Origin of the sequence: Pseudochrobactrum asaccharolyticum (assembly GCF_003314995.1) — a bacterium.
Taxonomy (GTDB): Bacteria; Pseudomonadota; Alphaproteobacteria; order Rhizobiales; family Rhizobiaceae; genus Pseudochrobactrum; species Pseudochrobactrum asaccharolyticum.
On sequence record NZ_QNRH01000016.1, the window covers coordinates 1 to 20,803 of the forward strand.

At 48.5% G+C, this 20,803-nt stretch carries 28 protein-coding genes; 20 read left to right on the forward strand and 8 right to left on the reverse strand.

Going from position 1 to position 20,803, the window contains the following annotated elements; all coding sequences use genetic code 11:
- Positions 1–170: 170 nt before the first annotated feature.
- Both DFR47_RS20545 and DFR47_RS20550 read left to right on the forward strand, forming a co-directional pair.
- Positions 171–1,532: a site-specific integrase gene (locus DFR47_RS20545; RefSeq protein WP_113946383.1), complete on the forward strand. Its 1,362-nt coding sequence runs from the start codon at positions 171–173 to the stop codon at positions 1,530–1,532.
- 42 nt (positions 1,533–1,574) lie between these two features.
- Positions 1,575–2,588, forward strand: coding sequence for a hypothetical protein (locus DFR47_RS20550; RefSeq protein ID WP_113946384.1), 1,014 nt, complete (start codon positions 1,575–1,577; stop codon positions 2,586–2,588).
- A 1-nt stretch (position 2,589) separates the two neighbouring features.
- On the opposite strand, the gene DFR47_RS20555 is transcribed toward DFR47_RS20550, so the two are convergent.
- The 6 genes from DFR47_RS20555 to DFR47_RS20580 are packed head-to-tail and all read right to left on the reverse strand — an operon-like array spanning position 2,590 to position 6,150.
- Positions 2,590–2,808 carry a hypothetical protein gene (locus tag DFR47_RS20555; protein ID WP_113946385.1) on the reverse strand — a complete coding sequence of 73 codons (219 nt, stop codon included), beginning with the start codon at positions 2,806–2,808 and terminating at the stop codon, positions 2,590–2,592.
- Positions 2,808–3,860: a DUF7666 domain-containing protein gene (locus DFR47_RS20560; protein WP_113946386.1), complete on the reverse strand. Its 1,053-nt coding sequence runs from the start codon at positions 3,858–3,860 to the stop codon at positions 2,808–2,810. The genes DFR47_RS20555 and DFR47_RS20560 overlap by 1 nt, the downstream gene beginning before the upstream one ends.
- The gene (locus DFR47_RS20565; protein WP_113946387.1) at positions 3,853–4,596 is read right to left on the reverse strand and encodes a hypothetical protein; all 744 of its coding nucleotides are present in this window, start codon (positions 4,594–4,596) and stop codon (positions 3,853–3,855) included. Before DFR47_RS20565 ends, DFR47_RS20560 begins: the two co-directional genes overlap by 8 nt.
- Before the next feature lie 12 nt (positions 4,597–4,608).
- Positions 4,609–4,800 (reverse strand): hypothetical protein, encoded by a 192-nt coding sequence (locus DFR47_RS20570; protein ID WP_113946388.1) that lies wholly within the window; start codon positions 4,798–4,800, stop codon positions 4,609–4,611.
- A 13-nt stretch (positions 4,801–4,813) separates the two neighbouring features.
- Positions 4,814–5,938, reverse strand: coding sequence for a DNA polymerase III subunit beta (gene dnaN, locus DFR47_RS20575; protein WP_170137589.1), 1,125 nt, complete (start codon positions 5,936–5,938; stop codon positions 4,814–4,816).
- Between the two features lie 8 nt (positions 5,939–5,946).
- Positions 5,947–6,150 carry a helix-turn-helix domain-containing protein gene (locus tag DFR47_RS20580; protein WP_113946390.1) on the reverse strand — a complete coding sequence of 68 codons (204 nt, stop codon included), beginning with the start codon at positions 6,148–6,150 and terminating at the stop codon, positions 5,947–5,949.
- Positions 6,151–6,253: 103 nt separating this feature from the next.
- Between DFR47_RS20580 and DFR47_RS20585 the strand changes: the two genes are divergently transcribed.
- Positions 6,254–6,637, forward strand: coding sequence for a hypothetical protein (locus DFR47_RS20585; RefSeq protein ID WP_113946391.1), 384 nt, complete (start codon positions 6,254–6,256; stop codon positions 6,635–6,637).
- 651 nt (positions 6,638–7,288) lie between these two features.
- Here the strand turns inward: DFR47_RS20585 and DFR47_RS22205 are convergent.
- Positions 7,289–7,756: a helix-turn-helix domain-containing protein gene (locus DFR47_RS22205; protein WP_113946393.1), complete on the reverse strand. Its 468-nt coding sequence runs from the start codon at positions 7,754–7,756 to the stop codon at positions 7,289–7,291.
- On the opposite strand from DFR47_RS22205, the gene DFR47_RS22430 reads away from it, so the two are divergent.
- From DFR47_RS22430 to DFR47_RS20650, 10 genes are all read left to right on the forward strand, one after another.
- Positions 7,755–7,922 carry a helix-turn-helix domain-containing protein gene (locus tag DFR47_RS22430; RefSeq protein WP_170137590.1) on the forward strand — a complete coding sequence of 56 codons (168 nt, stop codon included), beginning with the start codon at positions 7,755–7,757 and terminating at the stop codon, positions 7,920–7,922. The genes DFR47_RS22205 and DFR47_RS22430 overlap by 2 nt on opposite strands.
- A gap of 161 nt (positions 7,923–8,083) precedes the next feature.
- Positions 8,084–8,569, forward strand: a complete 486-nt coding sequence (locus tag DFR47_RS20605; RefSeq protein WP_113946395.1) for a phage regulatory CII family protein — start codon at positions 8,084–8,086, stop codon at positions 8,567–8,569.
- On the forward strand, positions 8,566–8,766 hold the full coding sequence (locus DFR47_RS20610) for a hypothetical protein (RefSeq protein WP_113946396.1): 201 nt from the start codon (positions 8,566–8,568) through the stop codon (positions 8,764–8,766). The genes DFR47_RS20605 and DFR47_RS20610 overlap by 4 nt, the downstream gene beginning before the upstream one ends.
- On the forward strand, positions 8,759–9,022 hold the full coding sequence (locus DFR47_RS20615; RefSeq protein ID WP_113946397.1) for a DUF2312 domain-containing protein: 264 nt from the start codon (positions 8,759–8,761) through the stop codon (positions 9,020–9,022). The genes DFR47_RS20610 and DFR47_RS20615 overlap by 8 nt, the downstream gene beginning before the upstream one ends.
- Before the next feature lie 178 nt (positions 9,023–9,200).
- Positions 9,201–10,343, forward strand: coding sequence for an MT-A70 family methyltransferase (locus DFR47_RS20620; protein WP_245416669.1), 1,143 nt, complete (start codon positions 9,201–9,203; stop codon positions 10,341–10,343).
- Complete coding sequence (locus DFR47_RS20625; protein ID WP_113946399.1) at positions 10,337–10,828, forward strand: helix-turn-helix domain-containing protein; 492 nt, start codon at positions 10,337–10,339, stop codon at positions 10,826–10,828. The genes DFR47_RS20620 and DFR47_RS20625 overlap by 7 nt, the downstream gene beginning before the upstream one ends.
- Positions 10,825–11,343: a hypothetical protein gene (locus tag DFR47_RS20630; RefSeq protein WP_113946400.1), complete on the forward strand. Its 519-nt coding sequence runs from the start codon at positions 10,825–10,827 to the stop codon at positions 11,341–11,343. The genes DFR47_RS20625 and DFR47_RS20630 overlap by 4 nt, the downstream gene beginning before the upstream one ends.
- Positions 11,344–11,626: 283 nt before the next feature.
- Positions 11,627–12,829, forward strand: a complete 1,203-nt coding sequence (locus tag DFR47_RS20640; protein ID WP_113946402.1) for a helix-turn-helix domain-containing protein — start codon at positions 11,627–11,629, stop codon at positions 12,827–12,829.
- Positions 12,830–12,831: 2 nt separating this feature from the next.
- On the forward strand, positions 12,832–13,473 hold the full coding sequence (locus DFR47_RS20645; protein ID WP_170137592.1) for a transcription termination/antitermination NusG family protein: 642 nt from the start codon (positions 12,832–12,834) through the stop codon (positions 13,471–13,473).
- A gap of 65 nt (positions 13,474–13,538) precedes the next feature.
- Positions 13,539–14,006, forward strand: a complete 468-nt coding sequence (locus DFR47_RS20650; protein ID WP_113946404.1) for an HNH endonuclease — start codon at positions 13,539–13,541, stop codon at positions 14,004–14,006.
- 3 nt (positions 14,007–14,009) lie between these two features.
- On the opposite strand, the gene DFR47_RS20655 is transcribed toward DFR47_RS20650, so the two are convergent.
- On the reverse strand, positions 14,010–14,459 hold the full coding sequence (locus DFR47_RS20655; protein WP_113946405.1) for a hypothetical protein: 450 nt from the start codon (positions 14,457–14,459) through the stop codon (positions 14,010–14,012).
- Positions 14,460–14,604: 145 nt separating this feature from the next.
- On the opposite strand from DFR47_RS20655, the gene DFR47_RS21655 reads away from it, so the two are divergent.
- The 7 genes from DFR47_RS21655 to DFR47_RS20685 all read left to right on the forward strand — a co-directional run bounded on the left by DFR47_RS21655 (position 14,605) and on the right by DFR47_RS20685 (position 20,768).
- On the forward strand, positions 14,605–15,060 hold the full coding sequence (locus DFR47_RS21655) for a hypothetical protein (RefSeq protein WP_147245691.1): 456 nt from the start codon (positions 14,605–14,607) through the stop codon (positions 15,058–15,060).
- A 2-nt stretch (positions 15,061–15,062) separates the two neighbouring features.
- On the forward strand, positions 15,063–16,769 hold the full coding sequence (locus DFR47_RS20660) for a terminase large subunit (RefSeq protein ID WP_245416666.1): 1,707 nt from the start codon (positions 15,063–15,065) through the stop codon (positions 16,767–16,769).
- A 156-nt stretch (positions 16,770–16,925) separates the two neighbouring features.
- The gene (locus DFR47_RS20665; protein WP_245416667.1) at positions 16,926–18,050 is read left to right on the forward strand and encodes a phage portal protein; all 1,125 of its coding nucleotides are present in this window, start codon (positions 16,926–16,928) and stop codon (positions 18,048–18,050) included.
- A complete protein-coding gene (locus DFR47_RS20670; protein ID WP_113946407.1) occupies positions 18,040–18,918 on the forward strand; it encodes a head maturation protease, ClpP-related in 879 nt (292 codons plus the stop codon). Before DFR47_RS20665 ends, DFR47_RS20670 begins: the two co-directional genes overlap by 11 nt.
- 40 nt (positions 18,919–18,958) lie before the next feature.
- A complete protein-coding gene (locus DFR47_RS20675) occupies positions 18,959–20,224 on the forward strand; it encodes a phage major capsid protein (RefSeq protein ID WP_113946408.1) in 1,266 nt (421 codons plus the stop codon).
- A 69-nt stretch (positions 20,225–20,293) separates the two neighbouring features.
- Positions 20,294–20,476, forward strand: coding sequence for a hypothetical protein (locus tag DFR47_RS20680; protein WP_113946409.1), 183 nt, complete (start codon positions 20,294–20,296; stop codon positions 20,474–20,476).
- Positions 20,469–20,768 (forward strand): head-tail connector protein, encoded by a 300-nt coding sequence (locus DFR47_RS20685; protein WP_113946410.1) that lies wholly within the window; start codon positions 20,469–20,471, stop codon positions 20,766–20,768. Before DFR47_RS20680 ends, DFR47_RS20685 begins: the two co-directional genes overlap by 8 nt.
- Positions 20,769–20,803 lie beyond the last annotated feature (35 nt).

Sequence of the window (20,803 nt, forward strand, 5' to 3'; positions counted from 1 at the left end):
CTCTATCCGCACCATTTTTACTCCCTTTGAATTGCTGTAACTCATTGAAATTGCTACTTTATTAGATGTAGCGATTTTTGCTGATTTGCGTTTTTCATCATTTCTGTGATACGAACTGTGATACAAGCTGTGTTACAGGCCGCTTCTTAGTGGTCGTTCCGGAGTGCGAAATGGCGCGTGTTTCTCATAAAAAAGACCCTGATCGTTTCCTCATGAAGCGAGTCAGTAGCTATTATTATCATCGACGTGTTCCGGCCAATGTGGCTGCTGCTGATGAGCGCTCTCCTTTCGTTCGAATATCCTTGAAAACTGATGATCTGGCGCTAGCGCGTTCAAAGCGCGACCTGATTGAAGAGGCTGACAACCTTCTGTGGGCTTCCATGATCATGGATGAGGCGCATGATCCAGCGCGTGCACGTTACAGTGCGACTATGCGTAGGGTTGAGGCTTTGGGACTGACTTACCGTACTTCTCATGCACTGGCCACACAGTCATCCTTGGAGGAGATTGTTTCTCGGTTGGAGATGACTGCGACGCAAAAGCTGCCGCAAGAGTTGGCACAGGGTGCCATTGGAGGCATACCGACACCTGCTGTGACGGTCAGTAAGGCATTTGACATCTACTGCGATGAAATCGTTCCTGATGAATTGGTCAATAAGAGTGCTGTCCAGAAAGCGCAGTGGAAAAAGGTAAAGCTTCGCGCTGTCAATAATTTCATCAATATCGTTAGTGATAAGGTCATGACCGACATCACCCGTGATGATGCCATGAAGCTCTACCGGCACTGGTTAGAGCGTATTGCGCCAAAGGATGGTAGGCCAACTCATTCAGCGTCATCTGGCAACCGTGATATCGGAAATATGCGTGTTCTCTATGAGGCGTATTTTAATTATGTCGGTGAAGAGGGGCGGCAGAACCCATTTGCTCGCCTGAACTTCTCCGCGAAGAAAAAGCGTTCGCGACCACCATTCCCTAAAGAGTGGCTCATCAATACGATTATGAAGCCCGGCAACCTTGCGACATTGAATGAGGAGGCACGGGGTATAGTGCTGGCTCTGATTGAGACAGGGGCGCGGCCAAGCGAACTGGCGAACCTCACAGCTTCATCAATTCGCCTATCACACAAGATACCGCATATTTCGATTGAGCCACGTGATGATCCAGACGATCCGCGAGAGATAAAGACATCATCATCGGAGCGGCTTGTTCCGCTTGTCGGTGTGGCTCTGGCTGTGTTCCAGAGACATAAAGACGGCTTCCCACGTTATCGTAATCGTGAGAATGATTTGTCTGCAACCCTGAATAAGTATTTTAAGGAAAATAGCCTGTTCCCAACGGCTGATCATAAGATTTATTCGTTCCGGCACTCGTTTGAAGACCGTATGAAAGAAGCAAATCTTGATGATGAATTGCGCCGTATTCTCATGGGGCATGCGATTGATAGGCCGCGTTACGGCATGGGTGGTTCGCTGGAATGGCGGCGGGATGAATTGCTTAAAATCGTACTACAGTTTAATCAATCGATTGTATAAGTCTAAAACTGTTCTTTGATCTGATCATTATTTGAGGCGGGGATGTCTGGTTCTAATCATAAAGAAAATAGTAATAATGAATATCCGAGCATCGCCGAAGCTGATTGGTATGTTTTAGCGATTGTGTCATCAATTTTTACTTTCGTAGGGGCTGGGTTCGCTCTTTGGTGGATATTTCATGGTGTCTATCCGGATAAAGTCGCAGAACGGGCTACGATCGCTGGTATGGTTGTGACCTTCGGAGGTGTTGCGACAACATTTTGTACAGTGGTTTGGCGTGGTAAGATAACAACTCGTCAAGCTGATGTGGCTCTTGAACAAAATGCTGCAACGCAAAAGCAAATATCTCTCACAGAAAATAATAACTTAGTTACTTTGTTGCAAAAAGGGGCAGAGTTTATAGATGATAAGGAAAATAGAACGAAAAGAGCAGCCGGTGTTGCTTCATTAAATTTTGTATTATTTTCTAATAATAATTCATTTGCGGAAACTGCTTCATCCTTGTTGATTGATTTTGTTGAGGTGCATGGTCGTGAATTTCATCATGACAAAGTTATAAAAGATGTCATTGGTAATATAAATAAGTACAATGTTGATAATAATTTAATTGTATATAGAAGGATATGGTTTTCTACTAAGCAAAATTTCAATAATCGAAATGCTATGTTTTTGTGGGTTGTGATGAAAAATGTTTTTCATGTTAGTTATCATGGTGGTTTTTTTTATAGGGATGATTTTTCAAATTATAATAATGCATGTAAAATTGAATTTGAAGATGTATTGTTTAGACAGTCTACAATAGTTGTTGGTGGTGGATTTTATTATAAAAACTGTAAATTTGATAATTGTGAGTTTATTAATTTAAATACACAATTCTTAAATGATCATATTTTTGTTAATGGTGATTTTTCGTCTACAAAAATTGTAGTAAATTCCGATTTCCCTGATTTAAGGGGTGGAAATAATTTTTATGCAAATGAAAAACCTATACTTTCTCAATTAGATCAAAATAAATCTATAAATTTGACAGATGTATTGTTAGAAAAAGTTGTTTAGTTTATGGGGATAAATGTGCTGTTTTAGCTCGCTTTAGTGCCATTGAAACTACATCTTCTGCATCTCGTAAAGCTTCCAACTCTGTTTCCAGACGCTTCCAAATGGGCACAAGCAACACGGCTTCGCCCTTCGGAGCTTTAGCCATGATACCCGCAAGGATATCGAGCGCGTTCTCTACGCGCTCGGCTGTCATTGGTTTCTTCTTGCGAGCGTTTGCCATTATTCAATCTCGACAGGCTTGCCGTTTTTGAGCTTGTAAAAGGTGTTTGGTTTGATGCCGTCACGGCCAGCAATTCCAGCCCACACAGAAATGATTTCCATATTATGGCTGCGCTCTACCAAGAAGAGAGCGCAGCCCTCTTTCCCTCGCACTTTGCCGTCGTAACCAGTTGCGGTGGCAGCGCTCCGGTTTCCCGATGCGGTGGCAGCGCTCCAGTCTCCTGATGCGGTGGCAGCGCTCCGGTATCCTGTTGCGGTGGCAGCGCTCTGGTATCCTGTTGCGGTGGCAGCGCTCCAGTCTCCTGATGCGGTGGCAGCGCTCCGGTTTCCCGATGCGGTGGCAGCGCTCCGGTTTCCCGATGCGGTGGCAGCGCTCCGGTTTCCCGATGCGGTGGCAGCGCTCCAGTCTCCTGATGCGGTGGCAGCGCTCCAGTCTCCTGATGCGGTGGCAGCGCTCTTGTCTCCCGATGCGGTGGCAGCGCTCTGGTCTCCCGATGCGGTGGCAGCGCTCTTGTCTCCCGATGCGGTGGCAGCGCTCCGGTATCCTGTTGCGGTGGCAGCGCTCTGGTATCCTGTTGCGGTGGCAGCGCTCCAGTTTCCCGATGCGGTGGCAGCGCTCCAGTCTCCTGATGCGGTGGCAGCGCTCCACTCTCCAGATGTCGTGGCGATGCTCTGAGCGCCTGAAACCTCTACAAGTTCGTTTTTGCCTGTCGCATGTGTTGCATCAACACGCTTGGCACGATTGACAATATAGCGGACGGCAGATGCGACAAGCTCCGGAATTTTCAGCTCAGCTTTGATGGTGATTTCAGCGGCGGCGATTTTGGTATCGTCGCCGGCTTTATGTGTTTCTCCGGACAGCTCTACCTCACCATAGCGGCTGTTGGCTGGCGGGTAATAGTTGAATACATTTAGTGGGTACTCGCAGGCATGGAAGCCGCTTTCGCAAGCGATTACAGCGCCCTCGTGCTTGAAGCTCTTATTCAACTCAAACTGAAAATCACGGCAGCACAAAGCCGCGTCAAAACCTTTATAGGCGACGATCTTAGTCATTAGATTTATCCTTGGAGAGGTTTGCAGGCGCACGGCTGGATTCAGTGCATTCAGGACATTGTGATAGAAATTCGCTGTCGGGCGACTTTACTCTGTTTGTACTGGCGCAAATTGCACAAACGTGGTTTTGTTCGCTATTACATAAATAATATGCTTTACCGTCCATAATGCGGAATGGTTGGTCATTTATGCTTGTGGTGAGCGCAGGTTTTACAAGTGCGCGAATGTCATTGGCATATAGACGATGATGATGCGCTACCAAAGTAAACGGTATGCCATCATAGGCTCCGTCACGAGTTGAGTAATACAGGGCTTCGTTGTCATGCCATTGTGCTGCCTCCTCAAGCGCCTCTTTACGTGTGGTTCTGATAGCTCCCAATAAAGATCTTAGATCTACGGTCTGTACGGCAATGCGTTCCGGCAGATTGTCACCGGCCAGCAGGGTTTCATATGTTCGCAGCAACTCAGAAAGGTCGAGTGGCGCATGATACGGTGCCTGCTCAACATCCGACAGATTGAACCAATCATCGCGGCTGGATGGGCTATCATGGATCGTCTGCGCGTAGTCTTTCGCGTCCTGTGGGCTATGGAACATCACGCAGCATGGGTTGGTGCCGCAGATTAACTGATAGCTTGTGCTGCCTGCATGCATATCTACCCAATATGTGCCATAGACGGTGACTGCGCGAAAACGGCTCTTGTATTCTGTCCATTCAAGTTTGGATTGTTCGGTCATGGATACAACTCGTCAGATAATGTTGAGCGCTTGCAAAAGGCGCATTGTGAAGGGTTCCAGATCCTCTGCGCTCAGATCTAAGTGATCGCTTGTTACCCATCCGCCGCATCCGTCCGGCATGCTAGCCGCTATGCCTTCGCTTCGAAGGGCGTAACCAATCGCGTATTTGATTTCGGTTTCTGTCGGTTTCTCTCTGTCGGACATTGTTTTGACGCTCCTAAGCCCGCATGGGCATGATGATGAATACTGGTGGCTCACCGCTCTCCGGATCCATAACGGGAGACGCAATGCAGGCATCATTTGAGGTATTGAGTGCGAAGCGAATTTCTTCGGCATCTGTCGCGCTAAGAACATTGATGCAATATTTGTAGTTGAGGCCGATTACAGTCTCTTCAGAAGGGCTGTCGGAAAGCGAGACGACATCTTCCATGCGTCCAGCCGCAGGGTTGTCTATCTCCAAGCGAACATCTTCACTGCCAAATGTTAGTTTTACGGCCTCTGAACGCTCGCCTACGACCAAGCTTACGCGGCCAACTGCTGCGAGTAATGCTTCGCGATCAACGATATAAATTTTGTCGTTGTTAAGAGGAATGATGCGTTGATAGTCAGGATATTTACCGTCAACTAGCTTCGATGTGACTGTCACGCCATCCTGAAAGGCAGCACGGATCTTGCGGTCTGACAGGCTGATAGTAATCATGCCTTCGGCCTTGGTGCAGTGTGACAATAGGTTTAGAACGCCGCGTGGAATAATTATGCCTGGCATATCTTCTGAGCCATCTGGCGCGCTGATTTTTATATGCGCAAACTGGTGTCCATCTGTTGCGGCAAAAGCAAGTTTCTCCTCAACACGGTGCATGAAAATGCCCGTTAGATAATATCGGGTTTCTTCCGATGAGACAGCGAAGCCGACCGAAGACAAAATTCGCGAGAATGAGTTGGCGGCTATGTCAAACTCATGTGTAAAGCCACCCGCTTCCATTGCAGGAAAATCAGAGGCTGGAAGCAGCGGGAGCTGCAAGAGGGATCTGCCAGCTTTAATGTTTAGGACTGTATCATCGCCTTCAAAGCTGATTTCACAACCATCTGGAGCTTTATTGATGGCACTATGCAGAAGCGCGGACGGCACTGTAATCGCTGGGAAATCTGTTATGCCAGACTGCCGCGCAGTAACTTTTACCTCTGTATCAAGGTTGGTTCCTGTCACTGTCAAAAGTCCGCCTTCGCACTTAATTAGCACATTTCCTAAAATCGGAATTGTGATGCGCTTTTCTACAGTACGGTTTGCTGCAGCCAGTGCTGGAAGCAATGCACGCCGCTCAATCGTGAAATTAATGTGCATTGGTCTTGTCATTGCACTAACTCGAAAAGATCGTTCGGCTGGCAGCTTAGAGTTTTACAAAGCGTGGCCATTTGCTCGTATGAAATGGTTTTGAATTTGCCGTTAATCAGTAAGGATGTGTTTGGTTCGTTAAGGCCGAGGATTGGAGCAAGTTCACGGTTACGGATACCTGCTTGCGCCATGCGGGCTTTGATATTGACTTTAATTTGCATGCCAGTGTTTCCTTTACTTGCGCCGAAATCTCGGCTTTTGTGGCCATGAGTCATCGTTGACGCTGAAAGAGATTCCAGCGGCTTGCGAAATGAGGGATTGAAGATGAAATTCGGTAGTTTAGGTGCAGCAGTTACTGCGGCTGGAATGTGTTTTCTTACGTTTGCGCCAGCTCAAGCCGCCACTATGGGGGAGGCTATAGATATGATGGCGGAAATGATTGTTCTCGAGAACCTTTGTCCTGATCTTCGTAAGAACATGGATTCCGTTCATGCGTTCTTGAAAGATAATGGCATAACTGATGGTGCTTTGGCAGAAACCAGTATCTTTTCTGATGAGCTTGAAGCAGCGGCTAAGCGTAGTTTTGGTGTTCGGAAGGACAAAACACGAGAAGAAAATTGCGCGGATGCGATCGAGCTTTATGGTGCCAATGGTACGAAGGTGAAGGGGCACTTCGCTCTCAAATCCGAGCGGGCTAAGGTCAAGTAATTTGACCATCACACTGTAACCAAATTGGTTGCCCGTTTGCGTGCTCGATGGGCAGCTTTTAGGCCGTAACGACTGATATCCTCGGAAGAAAAACCGCGATTATTTAAATTTTCGGGTGTCGTGGGCTCACCAAATTTGTTCATATCTTCCATGATTGTAGCCATGTTTTTTATGGCTACATACTCCCTTAGTATCGTAATTTTTGATCTGCCTATTCCCTGAAATAGAAACATGTACGCTAACTCCTTTGTCCGTATGTTTCTATATTGGAAACATTATGTCAAGGGAATAGTTTCTGTTATAGAAACAATTTAATTGGAGATACTATTGAATGCGTTTAGGCCGCCCCTGATTAGGTCGGTGTTAATGCCTTTTCTGGTTGGTAAAAAATGACCGCAGCAAAGGTGCGGTAGGTATTAGTGAGGGATAGTTATGATTACAAGACGATCAGTTATACAATCGATCTCTGCCAGCGCTATGATGGTTAGTAGCAATAGCGCCAGAACTGACAATGTGGATCACAATCTTGAAAACATTCTCCGTGATTTAGCCCGGATAATGAAGTGCCGTACTGGACGTGACTGGAGAGTCACTTGCGATTATCAAAATGGATTTATTGTGTTAATCGAAAATAGGTAATTATATCAAGCACTATGAGGTGAGTGTTTTAAGGATGGCTAAGGCGCGGACTTTATCTTCATTTGATAAAGCGCTGTATATGTCATCTAAACTCGGATTGGCTGGATCTTTAAATAACGAAGGTACATCGCATCTGAGAACATAAGCGATTTTCTCCAGCCAGTCCTGATTGTAACGCTGCTTACCATTCATAAGTTTGGATATGACGCTTTTGCTCGTATCTAATGCTTGGGATAATTCTTCAGCCGTCATATTTCTATGTACGAGCCATTTTTGTAGCATCAGGTGAGATTTAACTCTTGGCGTTTTGTCATTTGTAATAGCTGGCATGTTTCCATTATCGTAATAAATTCTCTTTTTGACGTTATCTGTAATAGAAACATTTGATATTGGTTGCCTTGACTTTCTGGTTTCTATAATAGAAACATATGGTATGGAACATCCACTTACTTCATACCGTGCGATTTGCGGACAAACCATGGAGGCTTTTGCTTCCTCTATCGGCGTGTCTAAAGCATCGATTTCAAAATGGGAGGCTGGCGTGGCTATGCCGAGACGATCCCAATTAGAGAAAATTGTTGCTGTAACCAATGGCTGTGTAACTCCGCATGATTTTTTACAGTTTTACTATGAGGCTGTTCGATGAGCGTGCAGGATTACCACATACGACAGAGTCCGGACTGTCACGGAAATTTCCAAATTAATTCTTTCTGCAACCTCTGCCGTATCGCCCAGCGGCAGATGCTGGCCTGTCTTCGCGCTTTTTCCATCGTGCGCGAAGGCAGGTCTATTTTTTGAGGTGCTGTCATGAGTGATTTACGTCCTACTTGTCCGAAATGGCGGCGCGGTCTGAAAGCTGTTGTTCGTCGGCTTTTAGAAATGTCGGGCGGTGTAACCAGTTTTGAACACGTGACACGAGTTAAAGCACCGGCTTTATCGAAATATGGTTCACCGGATGATGAGACGCACATGCCCGTGGATGTGGTCATGGATCTCATGCTGGATACAGGCTCAAATGGCATCTTATCTTATATGGCGGCACGGCTGGGCTACAAATTGGTGGCTCTGGAAGAGCAGCATTTTGATGGAGAATTACCAACAATTGCTGATGTCGCTCTCGTGATTCAATCATTGAATGCGGTTGTTCAGGAGTATGCGCAAGCCAGCAAAGACAATGTGGTCACGGCAAGCGAAAAGCGACGGGTTTTCGATAAGATTGAAAAAGCAGTGCAAACGCTTCGTGTTTTTCAACGCATGCTGGATGCTGCGTCCCAGTCTGGCGGTGCAGAATGACCCGTCGTTACCGTTTTCACGGCTCTGAGGCGTTTGTTTCTCATTCCCGATACGGGGCGGCCAGATCCAAGGCCATTCTGAAAAAATATCCAAATCATGCTGACCGGCTGGCGCGTCTTGCAGTGGAAGGCCGCGTGCAGCGGCTTTGCATTGTGCCTGTCCGTTCCCATCAGAAACGGAGGCAGGATCATGACTGACGAAATTACCGGCGACAGCGCCCAGACCATAGCCGTGGGGCAGCTCCGCGCTTTTATTGAGCGTGTTGAGCGACTTGAGGAAGAAAAGAAGACCATCGCCGATGATATCAAAGAGGTTTTTGCAGAGCTGAAAGGCTCCGGCTTCGATAGCAAAGCAGTCCGTACAATCATCCGACTTCGCAAAAAGGAAGTGCATGAGCGCCAAGAGGAGGAGGCAATACTCCAACTCTATATGGACGCGCTCGGCATGTCGTGAGGGTATGACCATGACGCACGTTTATGATCCATATGCCGCTAAGCCGGTCAAACCTGCTAAATCCATCAAGAGCAAAGCTCCGGTTAAGAAGGCTGTAAAGGCTCAGCCTAAAGTGAAGGCGAAAGCTGTTGCTGAGCCTGAGTTCTATCCGGCGCATCCGCTTGCTGATCTGTTTCCGATGATCGAGGAAGCTGAGCGCATCATGCTGGCTGATGATATTGCTGCACATGGTCAGCATGAGCCGATTTTGTTGCTGGAAGGTATGGTGCTGGATGGTCGCAACCGGCAGTGGGCTTGTTTGCATGCCGGTGTGAAGCCGGTTTATGCGCAATTTACAGGCTCCGATCCGTTGAATTTTGTGCTTTCCAAGAACTTGCATCGCCGTCACTTGACGGAAAGCCAGCGTGCGCTTGTTGCTGCGTCCATTGTTGATTGGGAGCGTGGTGTAAATCAGAGCACTGGCGGGGCAGCAAATTTGCCGACCCGCACGGCGGCGACAAAGTTGTCAATTTCAGAGCGGGCGGTAACAGCGGCACGGCGTGTGCGTGACCATGGTGCGCAGGAACTGATTGACGCCATTCGTGCGGGCAAGGTTTCGATCCATGCCGGTGAGGCGCTTTCTGAATTGCATCATGCTGAGCAGTGCAAGGTACTTCGCCAAGAGCAGAAACAGATTGTTGCGAAGGCGAAGGAAATTCGCGCTGAAAAGCAGCGGGTACGTCATGCCGTGCGTCTCACGCATATGGCCATTGTTGCTGATCAGGGTAGTTCGACTGCACCCAATATGCTGGCTGGCACATATCCGGTTATCTATGCAGATCCGCCATGGAAGTTCGGTGTTCACTCGGAGGTTACTGGCCGCGAAAAGAGCGCTGAAAATCACTATCCGACGATGGATACGGATGAAATATGCGCTTTGTTTGAGAAAATCGGCAATCCGGTTTCAAAGGATGCGGTGCTTTTTCTCTGGGCAACAAATCCGATGCTTCCACAGGCTCTGCAGGTCATGCAGGCATGGGGCTTTACCTATGTTCACCACTGGATCTGGGACAAGCAGGTTGCAGGCACCGGCTATTGGGGGCGCGACCGGCATGAACTGTTGTTGATTGGCAGGCGTGGCGATGTGGCTGCGCCGTTAATGGGGACGCAGCCGGAGACCGTTTATTGTGAGAAAAAGACCCGGCATTCGGCTAAGCCTGCCTATTTTGCCGAGCAGATTGAAAAGTTTTATCCGGAGATTCCTAAGCTTGAAATGTTTTGCCGTGAACCACGCGCCGGTTGGGATGCGTGGGGCTATGAAGCCGGAGGTGCGTCATGCTGATTGCATCTTATCGCCATACAGAGCGAGGCATTCTAGCGGCTAGAAAGAAGGCAATGATATTGCCGTTTGTCCAGCCTGTACGGAAACACAACATTTCTTCTGATGACCGGCTTGTGCCAGTCGTTGCTGTGCGCTTTGAGGCGTTCATGTCTATGGTGCAGGCTGAACAAACTGCGCGTTGGATTGAGGAGCGTCAAAAACGATATCGCGCACGGTTTGATGTAATTGAGAAACGCATTTGTCGTGTTTTCAAAGTCACTAAAAATGACTTGCATTCACGCCGACAAGATATGGCATCGGTGAGTGCTCGGCAGGCAATTTGTTATTGGGCAAGGCGGCTAACACCGCTTTCTTCGCCACAAATAGGAAAGCGGCTTGGTGGTTGTGATCATTCGTCAGTTCTGACGCGAGTTGCTGTGTATCACCAAAAGCGTGCAAAAATGGGTAGGCACTTACGCAAGCTCCATAAGGGAGGCGGGCGATGAGTGCTGAGGCGATTGAACTGCGCAAGGCCAGACAGCGCTTTGCTGCTCTCGGCGGTGCTGAGTGGTTATTGTCATCCAATGGTGCTGAAACCTTTGTTGAAGCACGTAACGGCTTGGATACTGTGGTCGTTACTCATTTTGATAAGGCTGCAACACCCGAAGAGATCGACTTCTTTGCAAATGCTCCACACATGATTGGCTTGCTGCTGAGGCTGGTAGATCGTGCGATCAAGGCCGCCAATCAAAGCTCAGGCGGTCGGGCAACTCCGGTACAAGGCAAGTCTGTGAACTATGCAGCTGAGGCTGCAATGAAATGCGGTGAGGCTGCGTTTCTGGTGTTCTTGGAGCAATGCCACGGGCTTGAGCGCCCACTGACTGATGACAAGGCGGCTCAGAAGCTGCGCTCCTTATTGCGCATCACATCCAGAAAAGAATTGAACAATGACGCGGCTGCGGCTGAGCGCTGGCGCTCGCTGCGTGCTGCCTATGAGGCATGGCGAAAGGCGGGAAACTAATGGCTAACGCTATCAAATTTACGGGAGCAAACATGCGATTGCTGCCACCGCAGGGGGCGGAAAATGTGGATGTGCTGCATACTTACACGAATGGTAGTTGCTCGGTGTTTTGTTTGGAATTGTCGTCTGATGAGTTGGCGGAGGTTCTTCGGACGGGGTGTGTGTTCCTGACGGTTCTTTCCGGTCAGACACAGCCGCCTGTGTTTATAGGAAGTGAGACTACTGTTCGTTCTGTTGTCGTGGATTATGGCGGCGTATGGGCGCGAGAGCGGAGGGCGGCAGAATGAGCCAAGAAGCAACCATTCGCCGTGGTGTGCGAAATGCGCGATATGCGGCAATACCAAATCATGTTTTTGAAGATATGCGCCTGAGTATGGAGGCTCGCTGGCTGCTGGGCTATCTTTTATCGAAGCCTGACAACTGGACTGTTGTGCAGAAAGATATCGCAAACAAAGGCGGTTGCGGACGCGATAAGGCGCGTAAGATGATCGCTGAGCTTGTTGATGCTGGTTATGCCGAGAAAGAGCAGGCGCGTGATGCCGGTCGTTTTGGTGGTATGTCATTGGTTATCTATGATGAGCCATTGAATGGCGCACCTTCACCGCAGAAGGATGCGGGTAGTGTTGCATTTGTACCGCAGACTGAAATGCCGTCGACGGTAAAACCGTCAACGGAAACACCGTCGACGGTAAATCCGGCACTAGTAAGTACTGATAATCTAGAAAATACTGATTATAGATCTGAGAGAGGCGTGCGCGAAGAAAATTCGAATTCTCAAGATATTGAAGATCACAAAGCTCTTGATCGGTCTTTTTGGAAAATCATCAAGGATTGGCCGAAAATTAACGGCATGCCTAAGGACAGGTGGTTTGCGGCATGGTGTGAACTGACGCCGGATGAGCGCATCGAGGCAGCGGAAATGCGTGATGCATGGCTGGCGATCCTTAAGGCGAATGGTCGTGATCATGTTCCTGTGCCTGAAAAATACTTCCGTCAAAAACTTTGGAAAGAAGTGCCGAGTGCCTCTGTAAAATCCCTGATGGATGACGGTTTAGATGGTCGGGTAAAAGCTCCGGCGTTCGGAAATATGTGGGCTGCGAATATCTATCGGGAGCTGTGGGCTGGGGTTACTGAGTTTCAGACGCTTGATTCCATCGAACAGGAATTGGTGGAGAAGGGGCGCTTTACCGCTGAGCATATTCTGCGAGGAAAGCAATCTCGTTACGGCTTTCCAAATGTGAACATGTTGTTTGATCGCGCTACGGCGTTTCGTGGATTGTTGGTTTCAGCAGACTTGAAGCCAATTTCGAGTGGCATGGTTGCTGTGCCTGTCGGTGGTGACGTCTGGCATGAGTTGCAGGATGAGCATGCTAAACGCGGCTGGCCTTGGTTTCCAAAGCCCGGAAAGCAAACACATGTTTGGCTACCAAATGGGGTTGCCGGTCTCAATGAATTACAGGATCTGTGGCAAGGATTGGACAAATGATAATGCCGGATAACAAAGCCTTTGAAGAAACACGCATCCTTGAAACTGCAAATCGTCTTACTGAACGTGATCCTGATCGTATCAAACAGCGCATGCAGGATAAGTTTCTGGCTATTGCTGCCGGTAATGATTCGTCTGTTAAGCAGTGGTTTGTACTTCGCACGGCACATCGTAAAGAAAATGATGTGCATAAAGCTGTGATTGATGCTGGCATTGAAGCATGGCTGCCGATGAAAAAAGCGATTCAGCAGCGTCGTCACACACGACCAAGCAAAGAGATAATGATACCTGTTTTCAGTGGTTATCTGTTTGTCAAAGCTGTTTCATGTGCTGAGAGCTGGGTTGGTTTATCGCGTATTGACGGTGCGGTGTCACTGATATTCGGACAGCAGGGTGCGCTTGTTGTCAGTGATAAATATATGAATGATCTCATGTGCTTGACTGATGCCGGTTCATTTAATGAGGGGAGGTCACTTCCACACTTTAAGGGTGGCGAGCGCGTCTCGTATGATCTGGCAGGTAATGTCTTCAATGGAGTTGTTGAGGGGTATGTTGGTACACGGGCAGCGCGTGTTCTTTCCTTCATATTTGGGCAGGAGCGCGTGATTGAAGTTCCTCTTGCAAATTTAAAAAAATCGGCATAGCTCTAATAACAGGGACGACCTGTGGACTGTGAAGTAATTGCTTCCGATACCCTGTAGCAGCCTATATGGCGGAGCTCGGCACAGATCCCGAAGAAGCGCCCGACAAATCGGTAACCGCTTCTTCCCCAGTGCGAAGCTATGGGAATATTCCAGTGAGCAAGCTTAAAAGTTTAAAGCCAAGGCTTCCGGCCTTGGCTTCTCGTTTTGCATCTCAGGCATCTACTGAAACAATCAGTAAGTCCCGATCTCGGGATGAGAGCCTGCATTATCGTAAATGGTATAAAACTGCTCGTTGGCAGCAATTGCGCATGGAAGTGCTGACGCGGGACAAGTTTACCTGCCAGATGGTTGGATGCGGCAAAGTTACCGGCAAAACATCACAATTAGTCTGTGACCATATCCAGCCGCATCGCGGTAACGAGCGGCTGTTCTGGGATGTGAGTAATCTGCAGTGCTTGTGCAAGCCATGCCATGACAGGCTCAAGCAGCGCCAAGAGCAGTCATCACTTCATACGCGTGGTGTGTGGGATTAAAGTTTAGCTCGATTGTGTTTGTAATAATTGATATGCACCGGCTGCTCCAGCTAACATTGAAAGTATGCCAGAGATTATTCCTGCTGTATTGAGATATCCTAATACTCGTCCTCGTTTATCTATATTGAGGTGATCCCACCGCTTTTGAGGTGACATAAAGAGTAGTTCTTCGTACAGCCCTTCCGCCTTCTGATAGTTCAAAAAAGCAAACAGTCCAGTGATTAACGCTAATGAACATCCGCCTATGAATGCGTAAACAGCCATAGGATTGGTCTTCCCCATTTCAATCGTTACTTTGAAACTGAAAAACAAGCCCGCTGAGTTGGTAGTCATTAATGTTGCGATTAGCCATTTACTCATACTCATAGCTTGATCTGATGCTGAACGCATACCTTCGATCAGTCTTTGTTCAAATAAAATATCATTGTCACTTTTTGTTCTTTGTTCTGACATCGGTTTTCCTTTGAGCTCTCGATTCTAAATTACATTAAATCGGCATGGATCATAAGTAACGTAGACAACAAGGGGGGGCATCAAAAGTCTGCAAGGTCTCGGCTGCTAGACCGCCACCCCTCTCATTCGCGGGTTTTTTTTCATCATGACGAATTTTGACGTGGCATTTGACCTGCTGGGCGATCCGATACCGCCTAATCAGGGAAAACGCGGCAGGCCGCAGCATGTGCCTACCAAGGAAAATGCTAACAAAATCATGCTGTTATTGGCGCAAGGCTGGGCTGATATCCGAATTGCCGGTGCGCTCGGAATTACAATTCCGACTTTGAAGAAGCATTATTTTTCAGTTCTGAAAACCAGAGGCATTGCACGGGATCGTGTGGAGTCCATCGGCTTACTGTCCCTATGGAATATGGGACGTGAGGGAAATGTCGCTGCCATGAAGGAATACTTCCGGCGGCATGATGCTGCGATTGGTGACCTGTTCAACGCCAAGGTTGATAAGGAAACCGAGAAGGTCGGCAAAAAAGAACAAACGCGCCGTGAGGCAGAAACCCCGCCTGATGAGTGGGAATCGGTAATACCAATGCAAAGGCACTGATTATGCTGGATTTGTCCTGTCCGGATTGGTTTGAAAAGATCAAGGCAGGGCGTTCACCATTGCCTGACAATCTTCCTCTTGATGTGGAAGAGGCCAACGCAGCGATTGCCGTATTTGAGAAACTTCGTCTACCGGACGTGCCAGGCAAGCCATTGCTGAGGGATGCTGCAGGGCAGTGGGCAAAGGATTTTGTCGGGGTAATCTTCGGGCTTGTTGAGATGAGCGAAGATCGTGAGGTTGTTATCAACCGTAAGGTCAGGCGCTACTTTCAGCTGGTTCCGAAGAAAAATTCCAAGACAACAAACTCCGCTGCGATCATGCTCACAGCATTGCTTCGTAACCGCCGTCCGAATGCAAGTTTTCTTTTAGTCGGACCAACTCAGGCGACTGCCGGTCTGGCTTATGATCAGGCAGAGGGAATGATTAATTCAGACCCGTGGTTGAAGAAACGGTTTCATACACGGGATCACATCAAAACCATTCAGGATCGCAAAACCGGCGCGACGCTAGAGATCAAATCTTTTGATAACAAGGTAATGACCGGCCAGAAGCCTGTCGGTGTTTTGATTGATGAGCTGCATGAGTTGGGCAAAATTCATTATGCGCAAAAAGTGCTGGCTCAGATTGATGGTGGTATTCTGGCCAATCCGGAAGGATTTGTAATTATCATCACCACACAGAGTGATGAGCCGCCAGCCGGTGCTTTTGCGACCGAATTAGAGCATGCACGGTCTGTTCGGGATGGTGAGCATGTTGGTGGTGAAACTCTGCCAATGCTCTATGAGTTTCCAATGTCGCTTCAAGCTGATGAGCAGAAGCCATGGGAAAATCCAAAGGTCTGGCCTTATGTTTTGCCAAACCTCGGACGCTCGATCACGATTGAACGCCTGTTACCAAAGTTCAAAGAAGCGAAGGCGAAGGGAATTGAAACCTTCTCCATTTGGGCTTCTCAGCATCTCAATGTTCAAATCGGTATCGCGATTAACGGAACGAGTTGGCGCGGGGCACAGCATTGGGATGGTTCCGTTGATACCGATCTGAAAGATCTGGATGTTCTTCTGTCTCGTTCTGAGGTCGCTGTTATCGGTATTGATGGTGGTGGGCTGGATGATCTTCTTGCCGTTGCGGTCATTGGCCGATGCAAATTCACACGAAAGTGGCTGCTCTGGACACATGCGTGGTGTCAGAGAGATGTTTTGGAGTTGCGAAAAGACATCGCTCCAAAGCTGATAGATATTGAAGGATGTGGCGAACTTACATTCTGCGATGATACCACAACCGATATCATGGGGCTGGCCGATGTTTGTCAGCGTGTAAATGAAAGCGGGCTGTTGCCTCAAGAGGCTGGCATAGGTGTTGACCCTCAAGGTGTGGCAGCAATCATTGATGAATTGTCTGTTCGCGGAATGGACAAGCCGCAGGTTGTGGCCGTTTCTCAGGGCTTTCGACTGTCTCCGGCAGTTTGGGGCGTTGAGCGTAAGGTCAAAGACAGGACATTTATTCATGGTGGCCAAAAGCTGATGACCTTCTGCGTTGGTAACGCAAAGGCAGCTCAGCGCGGCAATGCTGTGGTGATCGAGAAGCAAGTTTCGGGAAAAGCCAAGATTGACGCTCTGATTGCCACGCTTTGCGGAGCAATGCTGATGAGCCGTAATCCAGAGGCGTCAGGCACTTCTGTTTATGAGAGCCGTGGCATTTTGATGGTGTGAGAGATGGGATTTTTTAAAAGGTATTTCTCTCGCGGTGCTCATGCCTCGGCATCACCAAGGGCAGAGTATGGTGATAGCGCTTCGTTCTATTCGATTAATGATCCGCAGGTTCTTGAGTTTTTCAGAACTGGTGTGGAATCAATAACCGGAGCATCGGTGACAGTCGAAACAGCTATGCGTAATACTGCTTTGTTTCGTGCAGTAACATTGATTGCCAGCTCTATTGGTATGCTGCCGTTGCAGCTCATTCATGATGATACCAAGCAAAAGGCTACGGATCATCCATTGTATCGATTGCTGCATCGAGAACCGAATAGCTGGCAGACGGCTTTTGATTTTCGATCACTGATGCAGTTGCGGGCATTGGTTTACGGTAATGCCTTTGCATTGATCATCCGCTCCTTTGATATTCGCACCGGTAAACCCGTGATCAGGCAACTTGTGCCGTTGGATCCGGCAAAGATGGAAGTGAAGCAAAATCCGGATTGGTCGATCGTTTACAACTACCAGACACAGCAAGGTCAGCACCGGACTTTTAAGCCTGAGGATATCTTTCATTTGCGCGGTGTTTCTCTAGATGGGCTGAATGGTCTGTCTTTGGTCAAACAAGCGCGGGATGCCTTGGGGCTGGCAATCAGTGCTGAGTTAGCTGCAGGACGTTTATTCAAAAACGGCAGTTTTATCGGTGGTGCTTTGAAGCATCCGGGCAAACTGTCGCCAGAAGCTTTTGAACGATTGAAAGCTAGTCTTGCTGAAAAAGAGGGTGCAGAGAATGCCGGTAAAAATCTGATCCTTGAAGAGGGGATGGATTTTACTGGAGTTTCCTCGTCTGCACGCGATGCCCAGATGCTTGAGCTTCGTAAGATGCAGGTTGAAGAGGTTGCTCGTGTCACCGGTGTACCGCGACCGCTCTTGGGTGTTGATGAGACTGCTTGGGGAACCGGCATTGAGGCTCTTGGACGTTTCTTTGTTCAATATGCCTTGGGCGCATGGTTCGAGGCATGGCAGCAGGCTGTTGAGCGATCACTTTTGACGGATGCCGAAAAAGACAGCCTTTCAGCCAAATATAATGCGGGCGCTTTGCTGCGTGGTTCTATCAAAGATCAGGCTGACTTCTTCGCCAAAGCGCTTGGCGCAGGTGGTGCTGCCGGTTGGATGACGCAAAATGAAGCGCGTGATCTGCAGGATATGCCGCGTGTTGAAGGTGGTGACACAGTGAGCAAGGGGGCGATGATGAATTTCTCAGGAACAAAAAACGGAGCTAAAGACGATGAGCCATAAGCGCATTTATGCCAGCCAGCGTCACAAAGCCTTGCCATTGCCAGCTAATCGCGAAATCTCCGCACTGACTAAGCCGCAGGTCTACGATAAGTGGGCGCAAGATGCAGCTGGGATCCGTGCGGTAGAGCGCGGGGATAATGTCATCGCCATGTTTGACGTGATTGGTGAGGATTTTTGGACTGGTGGCGGTGTTACGGCCAAAAAAGTTACAGCACAGCTCAGGGCTATTGGCAATCGTCCGGTGGAGGTGCAGATCAATTCTGCCGGTGGTGATATGTTTGAGGGCATCGCAATCTATAATGTTTTGCGTGAACACTCACAGCCAATCACTGTTAAAGTAATGGGAATGGCTGCTTCTGCGGCTTCCATCATCGCTATGGCCGGTGATGATATCCAGATTGGTGCAGCATCCTTCATCATGATCCATAATTGCTGGGTTATGGCCATGGGTAACCGGCATGATCTGCAAGAAACAGCTGATTATCTGGCTCCGTTCGATCAGGCGATGATTGATTTATATGCTGCTCGCTCCGGTCAAAGCACTGCTGATATTGCGAAATGGATGGATGCCGAAACCTATATGTCAGGCTCTCAGGCTATTGAGCGCGGCTTTGCCAATAATCTTTTATCAGCAGAAGCCATGAAAACAGATGCTGCTGCGCAAGCGGCAGACCGTGGCTTTAATGATCTGCGGGCTATGGAACTTTCACTGGTTTCATCTGGCAATACCCGTGCTGAGGCGCGGGAGAGAATTGAAAAACTTCGTACCGGTAATTCATCTGGTGCGGATCTGATCCAGCCTGCTGCATCAGCAGGTGACTTTTTCGGTTTGGCCGAATTGCTCGCTGAGCTGCAGCGGCCTTTGTAAATCAACAAATATCCCGATACATTTTAAAGGAACCATGAGAATGAAAAACGTCTCCATGATGTCGCTTGCCTCTGCCACAGCGCTCACCACTCCACGTGCAATTATCGGCCATACCATTAAGGCTGATAATAGTGATCCAAAGGCAATGATTGCGGCTGTGCAGACTGCAGTCACTGAATTGCGTGCATCTATCGATGAAAAGATGAAAAGCAAAGTTGATGATACTGTTCTGAATGAACGCATCGCCCGTATTGATGCTTCTGTTGGTAATTTCCAGTCTGCGATTGATGGCCTCAATGCACAGGTTGCTGCTGCCGGTATCAATCAGAATGTGATCGGTGATCTGCCTGCGGATCCTGAATACGTGAACGCTTTTAAAGCGCATATGCGTAAAGGCGATGTGCAGGCCAGTATGAGTAAAGGCACTGATACCGATGGTGGCTATCTTGCACCAGTTGAATGGGATCGCACGATTACCAATAAACTGAAAGAAGTCTCGCCGATCCGTTCTCATGCGCGCATTATCTCGATTACTTCTGCTGGTTTCAAAAAGTTGTTCAATGACCGTGCTATCGGTTCTGGCTGGGTTGGTGAAACTGCCGCACGAGCAGAAACCAGCACTCCAAAAATCGGTACACTCGATTTCCCTCTTGGCGAAATCTACGCCAATCCGGCGATTTCACAGCAGTTACTTGATGATGCTGCGATCAATCTTGAGGCATGGCTGGCAGATGAAGTGCAGGCTGAGTTTGCTCGTCAGGAAGGTATCGCGTTTGTTTCCGGCAATGGTACAAACAAACCGCATGGTATTCTGACCTATGTGGAAGGTGCAGCAAATGCTGCCCGCCATCCTTTCGGTGCTATCAAAACTGTGCTGAGCGGTGCAGACGCTGGCTTTACAGCTGATGGTCTTATTGATCTGATCTACGACCTGCCTGCTGAATTCCGTGCGAATGCTAAAATCTTTACAAGCCGCCAGTCGCAGTCTGCGATGCGTAAGCTGAAAGACGGGCAGGGTAATTACCTCTGGCAACCATCCTACGCACTCGGACAGCCTGCAACACTGGCTGGCGAGCAGATTGTTGAGCTGGCAGATATGCCTAAGCCTGAAGCCGATGCAATCTCGGTACTGTATGGCGATATGGATGCCACTTACCTGATTGTTGATCGTATTGGTATTCGCGTTCTGCGTGATCCGTTCACCAATAAGCCGTTTGTGCATTTCTATACCACCAAGCGTGTTGGTGGTGGTGTGCATAACCCTGAGCCAATGCGTGCCCTGAAAATCGGCAAGCCAACTCCATAACCTTTCCGGTCATTTAGCGCCTGAGGCGGCGGTGTACACCGTCGCCCAAATTCATGCGAGGTCAGTTCCATGGCAAATCCGAAGAAAACGGCAGACGATGCCAATGACGGTAAAATTGTTGACACTGAGGCTGTTAAGGCAGCTCCGCAAGACCTTGTAGAGATGAACGATCCGTCTCTCACTGGTCAGCAGGCCGTCGCTAAGGCACTGCAGGCAGGTAACAATCCGGTGTCGGAGCATACGGATGAGTGAGCAGGATACTTCGCCGCTTGAGTCGCTGTTATCATTGGAAGGTGTGAAGCAGCACCTCAAAATTGATTTTGACGACGATGATGAGTTGCTCAAAGTCTATATGCCGGCTGCCGAAAAAGCTGTTCTCCAATATTGCAATATTGAGCTAGTGCCGGATGCTCAAGCTTCCGTTTTTAGAGTGGCGGCACTTCTGGTTGTCGAAGACCTCTATGATGATCGCGAAGATAAGAGATCTGGTATTCCAGCTGCAGCGGCAAAGCTCATAGATCCATACAGAGTGATGCGGGTTTAGATCGCAGCATCTGGCATAATTATAAGAAGGCGGTG